This is a genomic window from Streptomyces mangrovi, from assembly GCF_900114215.1.
GTDB classification, from domain to species: domain Bacteria; phylum Actinomycetota; class Actinomycetes; order Streptomycetales; family Streptomycetaceae; genus Streptomyces; species Streptomyces barkulensis.
In genome coordinates this window covers 82,882-99,209 of the sequence record NZ_FOSG01000007.1, presented here as the reverse complement: position 1 = coordinate 99,209, position 16,328 = coordinate 82,882, and the positions used below count along the sequence as shown (strand labels likewise).

Annotated in this window: 15 protein-coding genes and 1 pseudogene; 2 read left to right on the top strand and 14 right to left on the bottom strand. The window is 77.4% G+C overall.

The features are described from left to right. Window positions 1-10: 10 nt before the first annotated feature. The 12 genes and pseudogenes from BM237_RS12090 to BM237_RS12035 all read right to left on the bottom strand — a co-directional run bounded on the left by BM237_RS12090 (window position 11) and on the right by BM237_RS12035 (window position 13,125). Entirely contained in the window at window positions 11-946 is a 936-nt protein-coding gene (locus tag BM237_RS12090; RefSeq protein ID WP_245793571.1) for a glycosyltransferase family 2 protein, read from the bottom strand. Continuing rightward, window positions 936-1,808 carry a glycosyltransferase family 2 protein gene (locus BM237_RS12085; RefSeq protein WP_093849589.1) on the bottom strand — a complete coding sequence of 291 codons (873 nt, stop codon included), beginning with the start codon at window positions 1,806-1,808 and terminating at the stop codon, window positions 936-938. Before BM237_RS12085 ends, BM237_RS12090 begins: the two co-directional genes overlap by 11 nt. Continuing rightward, window positions 1,805-2,764, bottom strand: coding sequence for a glycosyltransferase family 9 protein (locus BM237_RS12080; protein WP_093849742.1), 960 nt, complete (start codon window positions 2,762-2,764; stop codon window positions 1,805-1,807). Before BM237_RS12080 ends, BM237_RS12085 begins: the two co-directional genes overlap by 4 nt. A 53-nt stretch (window positions 2,765-2,817) precedes the next feature. Further along, a complete protein-coding gene (rfaE2, locus tag BM237_RS12075) occupies window positions 2,818-4,449 on the bottom strand; it encodes a D-glycero-beta-D-manno-heptose 1-phosphate adenylyltransferase (RefSeq protein ID WP_093849741.1) in 1,632 nt (543 codons plus the stop codon). Between the two features lie 16 nt (window positions 4,450-4,465). Beyond that, window positions 4,466-5,038 (bottom strand): D-sedoheptulose-7-phosphate isomerase, encoded by a 573-nt coding sequence (locus tag BM237_RS12070; RefSeq protein ID WP_093849740.1) that lies wholly within the window; start codon window positions 5,036-5,038, stop codon window positions 4,466-4,468. A gap of 182 nt (window positions 5,039-5,220) precedes the next feature. Beyond that, window positions 5,221-6,441: a glycosyltransferase gene (locus BM237_RS12065; protein ID WP_093849588.1), complete on the bottom strand. Its 1,221-nt coding sequence runs from the start codon at window positions 6,439-6,441 to the stop codon at window positions 5,221-5,223. Beyond that, on the bottom strand, window positions 6,438-7,403 hold the full coding sequence (locus BM237_RS12060) for a glycosyltransferase (RefSeq protein ID WP_093849587.1): 966 nt from the start codon (window positions 7,401-7,403) through the stop codon (window positions 6,438-6,440). The genes BM237_RS12065 and BM237_RS12060 overlap by 4 nt, the downstream gene beginning before the upstream one ends. Beyond that, a complete protein-coding gene (locus BM237_RS29580; protein WP_093849739.1) occupies window positions 7,400-8,449 on the bottom strand; it encodes a glycosyltransferase family 9 protein in 1,050 nt (349 codons plus the stop codon). The genes BM237_RS12060 and BM237_RS29580 overlap by 4 nt, the downstream gene beginning before the upstream one ends. Before the next feature lie 282 nt (window positions 8,450-8,731). Further along, a pseudogene (locus tag BM237_RS29575) lies at window positions 8,732-9,157 on the bottom strand (D-glycero-alpha-D-manno-heptose-1,7-bisphosphate 7-phosphatase); the annotation flags it as partial. Further along, window positions 9,154-10,227, bottom strand: coding sequence for a glycosyltransferase family 2 protein (locus BM237_RS12045; protein WP_093849586.1), 1,074 nt, complete (start codon window positions 10,225-10,227; stop codon window positions 9,154-9,156). The pseudogene BM237_RS29575 and the gene BM237_RS12045, both read right to left, overlap by 4 nt. After that, window positions 10,224-11,861, bottom strand: a complete 1,638-nt coding sequence (locus tag BM237_RS12040; RefSeq protein WP_093849585.1) for a carbamoyltransferase family protein — start codon at window positions 11,859-11,861, stop codon at window positions 10,224-10,226. Before BM237_RS12040 ends, BM237_RS12045 begins: the two co-directional genes overlap by 4 nt. Window positions 11,862-12,159: 298 nt before the next feature. Continuing rightward, on the bottom strand, window positions 12,160-13,125 hold the full coding sequence (locus BM237_RS12035) for an NAD-dependent epimerase/dehydratase family protein (protein WP_425443690.1): 966 nt from the start codon (window positions 13,123-13,125) through the stop codon (window positions 12,160-12,162). 83 nt (window positions 13,126-13,208) lie between these two features. Here BM237_RS12035 and BM237_RS12030 point away from each other — a divergent pair, with 83 nt between their 5' ends. Both BM237_RS12030 and BM237_RS12025 read left to right on the top strand, forming a co-directional pair. Next, window positions 13,209-13,436 (top strand): DUF6480 family protein, encoded by a 228-nt coding sequence (locus BM237_RS12030; RefSeq protein WP_093849583.1) that lies wholly within the window; start codon window positions 13,209-13,211, stop codon window positions 13,434-13,436. 104 nt (window positions 13,437-13,540) lie between these two features. Continuing rightward, window positions 13,541-14,491, top strand: coding sequence for a polysaccharide pyruvyl transferase family protein (locus BM237_RS12025; RefSeq protein WP_245793570.1), 951 nt, complete (start codon window positions 13,541-13,543; stop codon window positions 14,489-14,491). 42 nt (window positions 14,492-14,533) lie between these two features. On the opposite strand, the gene BM237_RS12020 is transcribed toward BM237_RS12025, so the two are convergent. After that, window positions 14,534-15,667: an NAD-dependent epimerase/dehydratase family protein gene (locus BM237_RS12020; RefSeq protein WP_245793569.1), complete on the bottom strand. Its 1,134-nt coding sequence runs from the start codon at window positions 15,665-15,667 to the stop codon at window positions 14,534-14,536. After that, the gene (locus BM237_RS12015; RefSeq protein WP_093849582.1) at window positions 15,664-16,263 is read right to left on the bottom strand and encodes a hemerythrin domain-containing protein; all 600 of its coding nucleotides are present in this window, start codon (window positions 16,261-16,263) and stop codon (window positions 15,664-15,666) included. Before BM237_RS12015 ends, BM237_RS12020 begins: the two co-directional genes overlap by 4 nt. Between the last annotated feature and the right edge of the window lie 65 nt (window positions 16,264-16,328).

Genomic DNA, 16,328 nt, shown 5'->3' with positions numbered 1-16,328 from the left:
GCCGCCCGTCTCAGCCGACGTAGCGGCGGGCGGCGGAGCGGCGCTGCTCCTCCTCCAGCAGCCGCAGCCGCTCCTCGACCTCCCGCGGCACCGCCCGGCGCTCGCGCAGCACCCACGGCAGTCCGGCCAGCGCCCGGCCGAAGGCCCGCGCCGACGCCGCGTCGCGCGGCACCGTGCGCGCCAGACGCCAGGTGCGGCGCAGCGCCGCGGGCAGCGGGCGGCGCAGCCAGCCGAACCACAGCGTGTTGCGCAGCCCGTCCTCCCGGCGCGCGGTCGCGTCCCGCGCCGCCGAGGGCGCGTGGTGGACCGTCAGCTCCCCGGCGTAGGCCAGCCACCAGCCGCGCACCATCAGATCGGTGGCCAGCAGTTCCTCCTCGCCGCCCAGCCACAGCCGGGGCGAGAAACCGCCCGCCTCCCGGAAGGCGTCGGTGCGCAGCACCGTGGCCGCGGCCAGGAACGAGCCCAGGGCCGGACCGGGCAGCCACTCGGGGCCGGGGACGGGCGAGTCGCGCAGCTCGGCGACGACCGGGTCCTCGGCGCCACCGGGCTCCACCACGATGCGCGCGGTGACCGCCGCCAGGCGAGGGCGGGCGTCGAGCAGCTCGGCGGCCCCGGCCAGCGCTCCGGGCTCCCACCATGAGTCGTCGTCGCAGAAGGCCACGTACGGCGTGGTCACGCGCTCGACCGCGACATTGCGCCCCACCGCCCCCAGATTCCGCTCCGCCCGCAGCAGCCGCACCCACGGATGCACGCGCACGACGGTCTCGGCGGTGCCGTCCCGCGAGGCGTTGTCGACGACGAACACCGGCGGGTGCTCGGGCAGTTCGGCCAGTCGGCCCAGGGTGCGCAGCAGTTCCTCGCGGCGGTTGTGGGTGATCACCACGACCGAGACCCGGGAGCCGGTCTTCCCGCTGGCTCCGGCGGTTCCGGAGTGCTCAGGGGCCACGGAGCTGTCCTTCCACACGGCGTACGGCTTCCTCGGTGTACGGCGGCAGGGGCCTGCGGGCGCGCACCGCCGACGGCAGCCGGGCCAGCGCGCCGAGCAGGGCATGGCGGGCCTCCGGATCGCGGCGGGCCCGCGCGGCCAGCGCCCCGGTGCGGCGCGCGGCCAGCGGCAGCGGCCGGCGCAGCCAGGTGGTGAGCAGTTCGTTGCGCAGCACCCGGGAGCCGCGCCCGGAGCGCGGCGAGGGGTCCGGATGGTGGTGGGCGACGATCTCGGGGCAGTGCGCCACCCCCCACCCCCGGGCGGCCAGGTCGTAGGCGAGCAGGGTCTCCTCGGCCCCGAAGAACAGCAGCGGATGGAAACCTCCGGCGTCCAGGAACGCCGACCGCCGCACCACCGAGGCGCACCCCAGGAAACCCAGCACCTGCGGGCCCGGCAGATCCCGGGCCGTGCCCAGCGGGGAGCCGGCCAGCAGGTCGTTCAGGGGGTCGGGGTCCTCCCCGGGGCCCACCAGGGTGCGGGCGGCGATCAGCCCCAGCCGCGGATGGGCGTCCAGCAGCGAGACGGCCCCGGCCAGCGCTCCGGGCTCCCACCAGGAGTCGTCGTCGCTGAAGGCCACGTACGGCGTCCGAATCGCCGCTACGCCCAGGTTGCGGGCGACCGCCCCGCGGTTCTCGGGCAGCGGCAACAGCGCCACCTGGGGAAAGAGGGCCGTGACCATGGTGCGGGTGTGGTCGGTCGAGGCGTTGTCGACCACCAGCACCGGCGGGCGCTCGGGCAGTGACGTCAGCGCGCGCAGCGTGCGCGCGAGGCTGTCGGCGCGGTCGCGGGTGGCGATGACCACGCCGATCGGCGAGCCGTTCAAGTGGCGGGCACCTCCGGCAGCAGGGACAGCGCCTCCAGTACCTCCTCCGGCCGGATGCGCAGCAGCAGGGGATCGGGGCGGCGGCCGTGGGGGTCTCCGGGCGGGCCCGGGTTCCACAGCACCCGGTGGCGCTCCAGCGGCGGCGGGCCCCACAGCGCGGGCGGCACCGGCCCGAACAGGGTCACCGACGCGGTTTTGTGGGCCACCGCCAGATGGGCCACACCGGTGTCGCCGCTCACCACGGCCGAGGCGCCCGCGACCAGCGCCGACAGCCGCTCCAGCGGCGGCTCGCCGTGGACGTCGGCGTCGGGCAGGCCGGCCGACTCGGCCAGCCGCGCCAGCAGGTCGTACTCGTGGGCGCCGCCGGTGACCACCACCCGGCGCCCGGCACGCCGCAGTTCGGCCGCCACCTCCGCATACCGCTCGACGGGCCAGCGGCGGGCCGGGGAGCCCGCGCCGGGGTGGAGCAGCACCGCACCCGGCGCGGGACAGGCCGCGGCGGGCGGCGGCAGACGGAGGTCGGCGGGGTCGGCCGGGATGCCGTACCAGGCCAGCAGGCGGCACCAGCGGTCGCGTTCGTGCTCCCCGGCGTACCACCGCGGGCCGTCGCCGGAGGCGAAGGCCAGCAGACGGCCGGGGCTCAGCGCCGCCAACGCCCGCATGCTCTCCGGCCCTCTGCCGTGCAGATCGACGGCGACCTGGGGCGGCGGCCCGTGCCAGCCGGTGATCCGGGGTACGGCGCGGCCCGGCGCCGAGGCGGGCAGCAGGGTGTCCACCGCGCCGCTCGCGCGGACGAGGGGGGCCAGCTCCGCCGGCGTGGCGAGTACGGTCTCGTGGCCGGGGAAGGCCCGGCGCAGCGCCCGCAGCGCGGGCACCCCGGCCAGCAGGTCGCCCAGACCCAGCGCGCGCAGCACCAGCAGCCGGGGCCGGTGGGGGGCGCCCGCGGAACCGTTCACGGGGATCTTTGGCCGGGCGTCCGCGGCGTCCCCTCCCGGGCCGTTCACCGCGTTCACCGCGCCCCGTTCCGGGACACGGGGTCTCGGGACACGGACACCGCCGCACGCTCGGCGATACGGCTGCTGGAGCGGCCGTCGAGGTACGGCAGCAGCACCGCCTGCCCGCCCCAGCCCTCCACCAGCGCGGCCTCGGGCAGATCGGCCAGCGCGTAGTCGCCGCCCTTGACCCACACGTCCGGGCGCAGCCGCTCCAGCAGTTCCTCGGGGGTGTCCTCGTCGAAGACCGCCACCGCGTCCACGCACTCCAGGGCGCGCAGCACCCGGACGCGGTCGGCCAGCGGGTTGATGGGCCGGCCCGGCCCCTTGCGGCGGCGCACCGAGGCGTCCGAGTTCAGGCAGACCACCAGGCAGTCGCCGGTGCGGCGGGCCGCCTGGAGCAGTCCGACATGGCCTGCGTGCAGCAGGTCGAAGCAGCCGCCGGTGGCCACCACGGTGCCGCCCGCCGCCCGGACCCGGGCCACCAGGTGCTCCGCGTCCTCGCCGTGTGCGGCCGAGGGGGGCCGGGGCGCGGCCCGGCCGGGGAAGGCCAGCGCCGCCGCGCCCCCGGCCGCCACATAGCCGGTGGCGGCCGCCACCGCGCCGCGTACGGCGGTCTCCGGCAGCGCGCCGTCGGCCAGCAGCCCGGCCGCGGCGGCCGCGAACCGGTCGCCGGCGCCGCAGGAGTCGCCGCTGTGCCGCGCGGGCGCGGGCACCAGCAGGGGGTGGTCGCCGTAGGACAGCAGCGCGCCGCGGTCGCCGAGGGTGATGGCCACCGAGGCCGCGCCCCAGGCCTCGGCCAGCGCCCGGGCGTGGCGGGCCGCCGTGTGCAGGCTCTCCGGCTCGCCGGACGGCTTCGCCGACCCCGCCGGCCCCGCCGACCCCGCCGGCCCCGCCGCCCGCGCGGTCTTCGGTGGCTTCGGGGGCTTCGAAGCCCCGGGGGTCCTCGCCGGGTCCGCACCGGCCGCCGGACCGGACGAACCGCCGGGCCCGCCCTCCAGCCGCCCGGCGAACAGCCGGGCCTCCGCCGCCGTCGGGGTCACCAGACGGGCGCCCGGGACCGGCTCGCGGCCGCGCGGATGCGGATCCCACACCAGGGGCACGCGGGCGGCCCGCTGCGCCAGCAGCCCGCGTACGGCGTCCGCCGTGCCCCGGCCGTAGTCGGAGACCAGCAGGGCCGGGGCCGAGGCGATCGCCTCGCGGACCTCCCCGGGCACGGTCCCGCCCCCGCCGGGACCCCCGCCGAAGAGGGCCCGGCCGTCGCCCCGGTCCATCCGGACCACCGGGCGGCCGCCGGCCAGCACCCTGGTCTTCTCCGACAGGGCGCCGTCCAGGGGCAGGGCGGCCACCGACGCCCAGGGAGCCAGCAGTTCGCGCAGCCGCGCGCTCGCCGGGTCCTCCCCCAGGGCGGTCACCAGGGTGACCGGGCGGCCGCCGAGCGCCGCCACGTAGGCGGCCAGGGCGGCGCCGCCCGGACGCAGCCGCTCCTCGCAGTCCTCCAGCACCGGCACCGGGGCGTCCGGGGCCAGACGGTCCGCGCGGCCGACCAGATCGCGGTCGAGCAGGGCGTCGCCGACCACGACCAGCGGTACGGCACCGCCCGGCGCGTCGAAGGCGCCGGGCGCCGGGCCGTACAGCGAACCGGACATCGGGTCGCGCGTGGGATCAGGCGTCGGCGGCATCGTCCGCGCTCCTCCCTTCCAGGACGCCCTCCAGGGCGGCGTCGAAGGCGGCGCACACCATGTGCACCGTCACCAGGTGGAGTTCCTGCACCGTCGCGGTGGAGCCCGCCCGTACGCACAGCGACTCGTCGCTGCCCGCGGCCAGCGGGTTGGGCGCGGGCCCGGTCAGCGCCCACACCGACATCCCCGCCCCGCGCCCGGCCTCGGCGGCCGACAGCAGGTTGGCGCTGGCGCCACTGGTCGACAGCAGCATCAGCACATCGCCCTCGCGCCCGTGCGCGCGCACCTGCCGGGCGAACACCTCGTCCACGCCGTAGTCGTTGGCGATCGCGGTGGTGGAGGAGGTGTCGGCGTGCAGGGCGATGGCGGAGAAGGGCGGACGGTCGTCGCGGTAGCGGCCCACCAGCTCGGCCGTCAGATGCTGGGCCTGGGCGGCGCTGCCGCCGTTCCCGGCCGCCAGCAGCCTCCCGCCGCCCGCCAGCACCCGCGCCAGGCGCTCGCCCCAGCCCTGGGCCGTGCCGGCCTGGTCGCGGAAGGGCGCCAGCGCGTGCAGCAGTTCGTCGCAGTGTCCGGCGACCGGCCCCGTCGCCGGGGCGGGGGCCGGGGCCGCCCGGACACGGCGGACCTTCGCGCCGTTCCCGGCAGCCCCGGCGGCGGCTCCGGCGGTCCTGGCAGTGGTCCCGGCAGTGGACTTGGCAGCGGACCTGGAGCCGTTCTTCGCGGTGGTCCTGGGTGTCGTCAACGGATCGCCCCCGTCGGAACGCGGTGGCGCGCGACCACCTGGGCGTACACCTGCTCGGCGCCGTCGGCGACCCGCTCCCAGGAGAAGCGGGCCAGGGCGCGCTCACGACCGGCCTCGCCGCAGCGGCGCAGCAGCTCGGGGGAGCCGGTCAGTTGGTTGACGGCGCGGGCGAGCGCGCCGGGGTCGTCCGGCGGCACCAGCCGCCCGGTGACCCGGTCGGCGACCGAGTCCAGATGCCCGCCGACGCCGGTGGCCACGATCGGCACCCCGCAGGCCATGGCCTCCAGCGGGACGATGCCGAACGGCTCGTAGCGCGGCGTGGACAGCACCAGGTCGGCGCCGCGGATCAGCTCGGGCATCCGCTCGTGCGGTACGGCGCCCAGCAGCCGCACCCGGTCCGCCACCCCCAGCTCCCCGGCCAGCCGCCGCAGTCGCACGGCCTCGGGGTCGGTCTCCAGCAGCGCGGGTTCGGGGCCGCCGGCGATCAGCAGCTCCGCGCCGGGGATCTCGGCCAGCGCCGTGATCGCCCGGTCGAAGCCCTTGCGCGGCACCAGGCGGCCGATCGCCAGCAGCCGGTGCGGGCCGTCGCGTCGGGCGCCGCGCCCGGCGGGGCCCGCGGGGCTGAACTCCAGGGTGTCCACACCGCAGGGCACCACCGACGTCCGCTCCGGCGGCACGCCCATCGCGGCCAGTTCGAACACCTCGTCGGCGCAGGTCGCCAGGACACGGGCGCACTCGCGGCCGATCCGCCGCTCCAGCCCGGTCCGCTCGGGCGGACTGGTGTCGTTCGCGCCCTGGTGGCGCCGCTTGACGGTGCCCAGCGCGTGGAAGGTCTGCACGACCGGGACGCCCAGACCCCTCGCGCCGAGCAGCGCGGCCGTGCCCGACATCCAGAAGTGCGCGTGCGCCACGTCCGGCCGCCGTGCCTCCCAGCGGCGCGCCAGATGCTCGCCGAAGGCGGTCATGTGCGGCAGCAGCTCGTCCTTGGGCACCGGCCGGGGCGGCCCCGCCGGTACGTGCTCGACGGTCACCCCCGGCGCCAGCGGCACCCGGTCGGGCGGCTCGGGGGAGTCCCGGCGGGTGTGGACGGTGACCTGGTGGCCGCGCCGCGCCAGCTCCTTCGACAGCTGCGCGACGTACACGTTCTGGCCTCCGGCGTCGGGGCCGCCGAGCGCGGCGAGCGGACTCGCGTGCTCGGACACCATGGCGATCCTCATCGGGCCACCTCCTTGATCAGCCGCTTCCAGTCGTCCAGGAAGCGCGGCAGCCCGTAGCGGGCCAGTGCGGCCGTGCGCGCCTGCTCGCCGACGTGGCGCGCGTAGGCCGGGTCGGCGAGGAAACCGCGGACGGCTTCGGTCAGGACGTCGAGCCGGTTGGAGAGCACCCCGGCCCCCTCGGGCACGGCCGCGGACGCCTCGGTGGTGTCCAGCGCGACCACGGGCATGCCCAGGTGCATGGCCTCCAGCAGCGACAGGCCGAGCGAGGTCCAGCGGATCGGGTGCACGTACACCCGCCGCCGGGCCATGGCCCGGTGCAGCTCGTGCTGGGGGAGTTCGTGGGAGCGGCAGCGCTCCTCCGGGACGCCGAGCCGTTCGGCCAGCCCCCGCGTCCGCATGCCGAAGACGTCCAGCGGCGCGGCCTCGGCGAAGCGCGGCAGCAGGTCGGTGCCGGTGGTGCGGCCGCGGCGCAGCGGCTCGTTGACCACCACCGCCGCCCGCTCCAGATCGCCGGTGTACAGCGGCCCGGGGTCGACGATGCCGTGCTCGACGACGGCGGTGGGGGAGGGGCCGCAGTCCCAGAACAGCCGGTTGAAGTGCGTGACGTGGACGATCGGCAGGCCCGGCTGCCCGGCCATCGGATGGCGGGTGTCGGGCACGTTCCCGTCCGGCGCGTTGTGCTCCAGGTAGACGGCCGGCACATCGCGGCCCGGCAGCCGGCCGCCCAGCCACTGCTCGGCGAGACCGAGTTCGTGGGGGCGCTGGAGCACCACCAGGTCGACGTCCGTCTCCCGCAGCTCCTGCGGGGTCAGCTCCACCACGCTGTCCGGCCAGTCGAAGGTGACGGCGCGGCCGAGCCCGTCGGGGCCCCGGTCGGGGGTGACGGGCACGAGAAAGGTGTGCGGGCCCTGGACGAACGCGGTGGTCCAGGAGCCGTGTACATGCCACAACAGGATCCTCATGCGGCGCCCTCCCGACCGCCTTCGGCGGCTGTGCTCTGCCGACCGCCTTCGGCGGCGGCCTTCTCCACGGCGGTGACCACGTCCTGAGGCGTCACGCGGTCCAGACAGGGGTGCCCGGGGACGGGGCAGACGCGGGCCCTGGTCCCGGCGCACGGGGCCCGCTGGTCGCCCAGCAGCACCAGGGGCACCCGGAAGGGGGCCCAGCGCTCGGCCGGGACGACCGGCGAGAACAGCGAGACCACCGGCGCGCCCACGGCGGCGGCCAGATGCGCCGGGCCGGTGTTCCCGGTGACCACGGCCGCCGCGCCCGCCAGCACTCCGGCCAGCTCGGCGGGCGAGGTGCGCCCCCCCAGATCCAGCCCCGCGCGGCCGGCCACGTACGAGGTCAGCTCGCGCTCCTCGGGCACGCCGGTGACCACCACCCGGTGCCCGGCCTCCGCCAGGGCCCGGGCGGCCTCGGCCGACAGCCCGGGGCTCCAGCGGCGGGCGGGCACGCTCGCGCCCGGGTGCAGTACGACATAGCCCGGCGGCCCGGCCAGTTCCTCCACCCCGGGCGGCGGCACCACCCGCAGCCGCCCGTCATCGCCCTCGGGCAGGGGGAAGCCGGCCGCCTCGGCCAGCGCCAGCGCGGCCTCGGCCTCGTGCGCGTGCTCGTCGCGCCGGTGGCGGACGTCCAGCAGCGAGCCCGGGTAGTGGACGCTGTCGGCGGCGATCCGGGACACCCCCGCCATCCGCAGCACCAGGGCGGTCGGCAGAGGGCTCTGGTGGGCCGAGGCCAGGATCAGGGCGGTGTCGCAGCGCCGCCCGGCGACCAGCTCCACCGCCTCCTGGACGCCGTCCCGCTCGGTGGGGGGCGGGTCGAGGCCCACCCAGGGGGCGTCCCAGACGAGGATCTCGTCCACTCCGGGCAGCATCCGCCCGGCGGGCGCGCCGCGCGGACCGCACAGCAGCGTCACATGGTCGGCGCGCGCGGCCACGGCCCGTACCGCCGGGCCCGCCAGCAGCACGTCCCCGAAGCTGTCCAGGCGTGCGACGAGTGCTCTCATGACGGCCTCCGGACGGTTGGCGGTACGGGCGGCTGTGCGGGTGGACGCACGGGAGGCCGTGCGGGCCGCGGCACGGGTGGGCCCCAAGGTCTGGGCGGCCTGGGCGGCCCGGGCGGCCTGGGCGGCCGGCGCGAACGTCCGCACGGGAGCGCGGCCTTCCCCGGCCCGCTCGCCGGCGGGGCCGGGCCACGGCCCGTCCAGCGCGGCGCGCACCGCCGTGAGCAGGTCGGGGGCGACCGCGGAAGCCTCCCGCACCTCCTCCGCGAGGGTCACGGGGGTGGGAACGAGGATGCCGCGGGCGCCGGCGGTACGCGCGGCGGCCATGTCGGACCCGATGTCCCCGATCACCACGCACTCGGCGGGGGCCGCGCCCAGCCGCCGGGCCGCGTCCAGTACCAGGGCGGGGGCGGGCTTGCGGCAGGCGCAGCCGTCGCCTGGGCCGTGCGGGCAGACGGCCCAGGCGTGGAAGGGCCCCAGCAACTCGTCGATCCGGGCGTGCACCCGGCCCATGTCGTCCCAGCCGATCAGGCCGCGCGCGATGCCGGACTGGTTGGTGACCACCGCGGCCGGCACACCGCGCGAGCGCAGCAGCGCCATCGCCTCGGCGGCGCCCGGCACCGGGCGCACCAGCGCCGGGTCGCCGTTGTAGGGAACGTCCTCCACGAGGGTCCCGTCCCGGTCGAGGAGCACCGCGCGCACCGCCGTCATGCCGTGCCTCCCCCGATACGGTCCCCGGCGTGCTCCCCGCCGCCGTGCCCGCCGCCCGGACCTGCCTCCCAGGGGACGGCGGCGCGGTGGCGCAGCGCCCCGGCCAGCCGGTGGTACACCGCCAGCGGCGGTATGAGCGCGCTGGTCACCAGCATGGTCGTGACCTCCTCGCGGGTGCGGGGCCCGGGCGCGATCCGGGCGCGGGCGAACTCGGCCGTGCCCAGCAGCCATCCCGCCCCGGCCAGGACGGCGGCCCACCGCCGTCCCGCCGCGGCCGAGACGAGCGCGGTGAGCCCGGCGGCGGTGACCGCCGCGTGGCGGCGGATGCGCCCCCGGGGGGCCGCGGCCCGCCGCCACCAGGCGGGGCCGTGCAGCCGCAGCATCAGCGCGTCGTCGGCGTTGCCGCGCTGCGTGCGCAGCGACGCCCAGCGGCCGGCCGGCCGCACCGGGTGCGTGGTCAGCCGGTTGCCGCGCCGGATGCGCCAGCCGTCGTCCAGCACCCGCAGCGCCAGGTCGGCGTCCTCGCGGAAGGCGCGCGGAAAGCGCTCGTCGAAACCGCCGACCGCCTTGAGCGCCTCGGTGCGGTAGGCCATGTCGGCCGTGGCCCACTGGGCGCGGGCCAGTCCGGCGGTGTTGCGCTCCCAGTCGGTGGGGCGCCGCCCGGTGGGCAGCGGCACGTCCAGCACGCCCTGCACCCCGGCGACGGTGGGGTCGGCCTCGCCCAGGTCGCGGGTCAGGGCCTCGCGCCAGCGGGCGCCGACGCGCACGTCGTCGTCGAGGAAGGCCACCCAGGGGGCGGTGACCAGCTGCCAGCCGATGTTGCGGGCGCCGGCCGGGCCCCGGCCGCCGGTCTGCACCACGGTGGCGCGCCCGCGCAGCGGCCCCAGGACGTGCAGCGGCAGGTCCTCGCGGAGCGGCTCGGGCTGCGGCCGGTCGTCCACGATCACGATCTCGCGCGGCTCGGGGCCGGCCGACCCGCCCAGCGACGCCAGGCAGTCGGCCAGACAGGGGCGGCCGACGGTGGGTATGACCACCGAGTAGTCGACGGCGGCCCGACGCGGGGCGCTCACGCGAAGGACCTTCCGCGGCGGACCGCGAACGGTCCGATGGCCAGCAGGTCCACGGGGGAGGAGCCGAAGCACTCCAGCGCGTCGCGCGGGGAGTCCACCATCGGGCGTCCGGCGGTGTTGAGGCTGGTGTTGACCACCACCGGCAGCCCGGTGCGGCGCTCGAAGGCCTCCAGCATCCGCGCCACCAGCGGCTCGTCGCCGGGGTTCACCGTCTGGACGCGGGCGGTGCCGTCCACGTGCACCACCGCGGGGATGCGGCCGCGCCACCGCTCGGCCACGTCGTGCACGAACAGCATGTACGGGCTGGGCAGCGGCCCGTCGAAGATCTCCGCGGCGCGCTCCTCGGCGACCATGGGCGCCACCGGGCGGAACTCCTCGCGGCCCTTCACCCGGTTGAGCCGGTCCAGGTTCTCCGCCCGGCCCGGGTGGGCCAGCAGCGAGCGGTGGCCCAGAGCACGCGGACCGTACTCGGCGCGGCCCTGGAACCAGGCCACGATCCCGTCGCCGGCCAGCGTCTCGGCGACCGTCTCGGCGATGTCGGCGGGCCGCTCGTAGGGGACGGCCGCGTCCCTGAGGAAGTCCTCGATCTCCTCGTCCGACCAGCCGCGGCCCAGGTCGGCACCGGGCATCGGCGACGGGGACGCGTCGTGCGCGGCGGCCAGGTGCAGGGCCGCGCCCAGCGCGGTGCCCGCGTCGCCGGCCGCGGGCTGCACCCACACCCGCTCGAAGGGGCCCTCGGCGGCCAGCCGGGAGTTGGCCACGCAGTTCAGCGCCACCCCGCCGGCCAGGGCCAGCTCCCGGCCCCCGCCCTCGGCGTGCAGCCAGCTCGCCAGGTCCAGCAGCGTCTCCTCCAGCACGGCCTGGGCGCTGGCGGCCAGGTCGGCGTGGTCCTGGTTCCACTCGGCGCCCGCCTCGCGGGCGGGGGCCAGCGCCGCCCACTCCACCCCGTGGGCGGTGAAGCCGCCCCTGCCGTCGCTGTGCACCCACTGGCGCAGCTGGGGCAGGAAGCGCGGCTTGCCGTAGGAGGCCAGCGCCATGACCTTGTACTCGTCGCTGGAGCGCAGGAAACCCAGGTGCTCGGTCAGCTCCTCGTAGACCAGGCCGAGCGAGTGCGGCAGCTTCTGCGTGGCCAGCACCTCCAGCCGGTCGCCGTGGTAGCGGCCGGACAGGTGGGAGGCGCACTCGCCGCGCCCGTCGAGGACCAGGACCGCGCTGTCGCGGTGCGGCCCGGCGATCCCGGCGGACGCGGCGTGCGCCATGTGGTGCGGCACGAAGCGGACGACGGAGGGGTCCAGACCGGGCAGCGCCTCGGCCAGGAAGGACGGGGCGCGGCGGGCGTACTCCTGGCGCAGGTGGTCCCAGGGGTCGTCCAGGCCCAGGGACTCGGCCGGCACCGACAGGGCGGGGTCGAAGGAGTAGGCGACCGCGTCCAGGTCGGCGGGGGTGAGGCCGGCCTGCCTCAGGCACCAGGCCGCCGACAGCCCGGGCATCTCCCAGGCGGAGAACGGCACCGGCCGCTTGCCGTGCTTGCGCCGGCTGAACCGCTCCTCCTCCGCCGCCGCGACGGTGCGGCCGTCGATCACCAGTGCCGCCGCCGGGTCGTGGAAGACGGCGTTGATGCCGAGGATGCGCATGAGGGATGCCTCCGTGGTGTCGGTCCCGGTGCGCCCAGGTGCGTCCAGGTGCCCCTGGGAATGCCGTGGCGTCCGTGGTTACCTCCGGCGGTGATGCCAAACGCCGTAGGTCAACTCTGTACGGGGGAACTGACTCCAATGGGTGACAAAGAGCGCGCCCGGGAAGAGCGCGGAGAGGGGCCGGGCGCGTTCCGGCCCGGGTGGGCGGGACAGCGTCCGGCCCGGGTTCGGACCCGGCTCGGACCCCGGCTCGGACCCCGATTCGGGCCCCGGTTCGGACCCCGGTCCGGGCGGCGGCTCAGGCGGCGGCCCGGCGGGCGAACCAGTCGATGGTCCGCTCCAGCCCCTCCTGCCAGCCCACGCGCGGTTCCCAGCCCAGTTTCCCCCTGGCCAGGGAGGTGTCCGGGCAGCGCCGGGCGGGATCGTCGCCGGGCCGCTCGACGAAGGTGACCGGCGAGGCCGAGCCGGTGAGCTTGACGATCCGGCGGGCGATGTCCAGGACGGTGGTCTCCTCCTCGCCGCCGATGTTGACCGGCCCCGGCAGATCGCTCCCGGCGAGCGCGACGATGCCCGCCACGGTGTCGTCGACGTAGCACAGCGAACGGGTCTGGCCGCCGTCCCCGGCCACCGTCAGCGGTTCGCCCGCCAGGGCCTGCCGGACGAAGGTCGGCACGGCGCGGCCGTCCCCGGCGCGCATCCGGGGGCCGTAGGAGTTGAAGATCCGCACGATCGCGGTGTCCGTGCCGCGCGCCCCGCGGTGGGCGGTGACCAGCGCCTCGGCGTACCGCTTGGCCTCGTCGTAGACGCTGCGCGGGCCGACGGGGTTGACGTGCCCCCAGTAGTCCTCGCGCTGCGGGTGCTGGCGCGGGTCGCCGTAGACCTCGGAGGTGGAGGCCAGCACCATCCGCGCGCCGTCGCGCGCGGCCAGCTCCAGGGCGTTGCGGGTGCCGCTGCTGCCCGTCTCCAGGGTCTCCAGCGGCAGCCGCAGGTAGTCCGCGGGCGAGGCGGGGCAGGCCAGGTGGAAGACCAGGTCGAAGGAGCCGCCGGGCAGATCCGCCAGGGCGCCCGGCGCGCAGGCGTCGCGCCGTACGAAGGCGAAGCCGTCCCGGCCGAGCAGATGCGCGAGATTGCTCTCGGACCCCGAGAGCAGATTGTCCACGGCCGTCACCGCCAGACCGTCGTCCAGCAGGCGTTCGCACAGGTGCGAACCCACGAACCCGGCGCCGCCGGTCACCACGGCCCGCCGCCGGTCACGTTCACCCATCATCGGCAACCTCTTCCTCTCGTTCCCCGCTTTTGTCCGCCGGAGCCGGTGTAAGGAGGCGTCCCGCTGCGTACTCGGAGACCATGAGCGAAACGCATCCGGACCCTGACCCCAGGCGGTCGCCCGGCCTCGAGAGCGGCGGCGGGGTGCCGCCGGGCGAGACGCCGCCCGGCGAGAGCAGCACGCCCGCGGGCGCCCCGGACCAGAACGCCAACACGCCCAGCGGCTGGGGCCCGGTGCCACTGATCCTGCTGCTGGTCCTGGCCGTGGTCGTCGCGGGGTTCTTCATCGCCTACGCGGTGGCGCTGTGACCCCGGGTCCCCGGATGGCGACACCGAAAACACCCGGAACGTCCGGGGCGGCCGGAGCGACCGGAACAGCCGAGACAGCCGGGGCAGGCGCAGCGGTCGGGGCGGTGGGAGCGTCCAGAGCGCTGCTCACCGGCTGGTTCACCTTCCTGCACGGGGAGGTCACGGCCGGCGACGTGCTGGCGCTGGAGCGCGTCCGGGAGGTGCTGGACCGCTCCGGCATACCCCACGACACCGCCTGGAGCCCGGGTTTCCGGCCGGACGGTCCGCATCTGGGGGACGCGGACCCGGCGCGGTACACCCATGTGGTCTTCGTCTGCGGCCCGCTGCACGGGCCCCAGGTCGCACAGCTCCACGAGCGCTACCCCGACTGCGTGCGCGTCGCCGTGGGCGTGTCGGTCATCGACCCCGGTGACCCCGCCGTACGCGGCTTCCACCATGTGCTGCCGCGCGACGCCGAGGAGGCGCGGCCCACCGCCGACCTGGCCGCCGCCGCGCCCGAGGCGCCCGCCGCCCCGGTGGCCGGTGTGATCCTCACCCGCGGGCAGGGGGAGTACGGCGGGCGCCGCCGCCACGAGGAGGTCGCCGAGCGGGTGACCGGGTGGCTGGCGCGGAGCGACTGCGCCCGGGTGGAGCTCGACACCCGTCTGGCGGACGGCGACTGGCGGCTGTGCGGCACCCCCGCCCAGCTCCAGTCCGTACTGGCCCGGCTCGACGTCGTGGTCACCGACCGGCTGCACGGCCTGGTGCTCGCCCTGCGCGCCGGGGTCCCGGCCCTGGCCGTCGATCCGGTGGCCGGCGGCGCGAAGGTGACCGCCCAGGCGCGGGTGCACCGCTGGCCGGCCCTGGTCCCGGCCGAGCGGTGCGCCCGGGAGGAGCTGGACCGCTGGTGGCGGTGGTGCCTGACCGAGGGCCGGGCCGCCGCCCGGCTCCGGCGGCACGCCTTCCGCCGCGCCCCCGACCGGGACCAGGGCGGCGCGCTGGCGCGGCTCCTGCGGCCGGAGACCGGAACCGGTGCCGGGTCCGCGACGCCCGGCACCGGGCGCGTACGGCGGTAGCCCGCGGCGGCCGGAGACCGGAACCGGTGCCGGCGGGCCGGGTCAGGCCCGGCCGCCCACCCCGGTGGCGATCTCGTGCCACCGCCCGCCCGCCACGACGGGCGCCAGCGGGGCGGTGGGCGCACCCGCCACCTCGCGCATCCCGCGCAGCAGCTCCCGCAGCGTCTCCTGCGCCGACCGCCGCGGCCGCCAGTCCAGCTCCCCGGCGGCCCGCTCGCAGTCCATCACCGGCAGCCGCAGGAACGCGTCCAGCAGCTCCGCGGGCGCGGGCACCAGCCGCAGCCGCCACGCCGCGCCCACCGCGGCCCGCACCGGCCCCAGGGGCACCCGCACCACGCGGGCGCCCAGCACGCCGGCCAGCACGGAGGCGTCCACCACCGGTCCGGCGGCCAGGTTGAAGGCGCCGTGCACCGGCTTCAGGACCGCGAGCCGGTACGCCTCGGCGGCGTCGTCGGTGTGCAGCACCTGGAAGCGCATCCCCGGAAGGGCGGGCACGGCCGGCACCACGCCGAGTCCGGCCAGCCGCTGCGGCAGGAACGGGCCGGCGAACAGCCTGCGCTGCTCGCTCGCGGCCTCCCGCTTGAAGAGGAAGCCCGGCCGCATCCGCACCACGCGCACCCCGGGGTGGTCGCGCTCGAAGCCGTCCAGCAGCCGCTCCACGTACGCCTTCTCCCGGCAGTACGCGGCGTCCGGCCGCCCGCCGTGGGTCGGCCAGGTCTCGTCCACGGCGCGGTGGACGGGGCCGGGGGAGTAGGCGCCCACCGAGGAGGCGTACACCAGCGCGGGCACCTCGGCCGCCGCCATCGCGCGCAGCACCCGGGCGGTGCCCAGCACATTGGTGCGCCAGGTGACCAGCGGATCGTGGGTGGGCTGGATCAGCCAGGCCAGGTGGACCACGGCGTCGGCGCCCCGGAACAGGTCCGTCAGGCGCTCCTCGGCGGCCCGCCCGGCCGGGTCCTCGCCGTCGCCGCCGGCCCCGATGTCCGCGCTCGCCCACTCGGTCTTCGGCGGCGTCCACAGCGGTGTGCGGCGGGCGACACCGAGCACCGAGCCGACCTCGGGGGCGTCGCCCAGGGCCCGCACCACCGAGGTGCCCACATTGCCGGTCGCGCCCAGGACGACCACGCGCAGACCGTCCCCGGCGCTCCCGCCGCTCCCGGCCGGCGCCCCGGTCACCGCTCCTCCCGGCGCAGCGCGCCCCGGGCCCGGTCGACCACGGCGGCGAACGGGCCCGCCGCGGAGTCCGCACCGCCCGGTACGGCCGCGGGGTACGGACGGGCGGGAGCCACCGACTCCGCGGCCCGCACGGCCCGGGCCATCGCCCTGCGCCACTCGGGGTCGCTTCCGGCCTCCAGAGGGGGGAACTCGTAGCGCTCCTCGGCGCGTGTGTGCGCCTCCGTCTCCTCGCGCAGCGCCGCGAACTCCCGCAGGAAGGCCGCCCGGCCGTCCCCCGCGCAGTCCATCGACCCCAGCCGCAGCAGCGCCCGCCCGGTCCGCCGCTCCTCCTCCAGGCGCGCCGCGACGATCTCCTCACCGTCCTCGACGGCGCCGCGCGCGTACGGATGGACGATCTCCTCCTCGGCGGTCTCGTGCGCGGTCAGCAGCCGCACCAGCCGCCGGAACGCCGCCCGGCACTCGTCACCGCTGCTGTCGCCGGCGGCGGCGTTCTCCACGGCGGCGAACAGCTCCCGGATCTCGTCGTGCCGCCGCGTCAGCAGGGCCACCACGTCCTCCTCCGCGACGGCGCCGGGCGATGTGTCCCGTCCAGCCATCTCGCTCCTCCTCACGGCATGCGCTGTGGCCCGGCGCGAAGTACCCGTCCTCCCGGGAGGGAAAC

Coding starts and splice junctions, on each gene's coding strand:
- rfaE2 (WP_093849741.1), bottom strand. CDS start 4,449: ATGTCCGGTTCGCTGTACGGCCCGGCGCCCGGCGCCTTCGACGCGCCG.
- BM237_RS12065 (WP_093849588.1), bottom strand. CDS start 6,441: ATGAGGATCGCCATGGTGTCCGAGCACGCGAGTCCGCTCGCCGCGCTC.
- BM237_RS12060 (WP_093849587.1), bottom strand. CDS start 7,403: ATGAGGATCCTGTTGTGGCATGTACACGGCTCCTGGACCACCGCGTTC.
- BM237_RS29580 (WP_093849739.1), bottom strand. CDS start 8,449: ATGAGAGCACTCGTCGCACGCCTGGACAGCTTCGGGGACGTGCTGCTG.
- BM237_RS12040 (WP_093849585.1), bottom strand. CDS start 11,861: ATGCGCATCCTCGGCATCAACGCCGTCTTCCACGACCCGGCGGCGGCA.
- BM237_RS12035 (WP_425443690.1), bottom strand. CDS start 13,125: ATGGGTGAACGTGACCGGCGGCGGGCCGTGGTGACCGGCGGCGCCGGG.
- BM237_RS12030 (WP_093849583.1), top strand. CDS start 13,209: ATGAGCGAAACGCATCCGGACCCTGACCCCAGGCGGTCGCCCGGCCTC.
- BM237_RS12015 (WP_093849582.1), bottom strand. CDS start 16,263: ATGGCTGGACGGGACACATCGCCCGGCGCCGTCGCGGAGGAGGACGTG.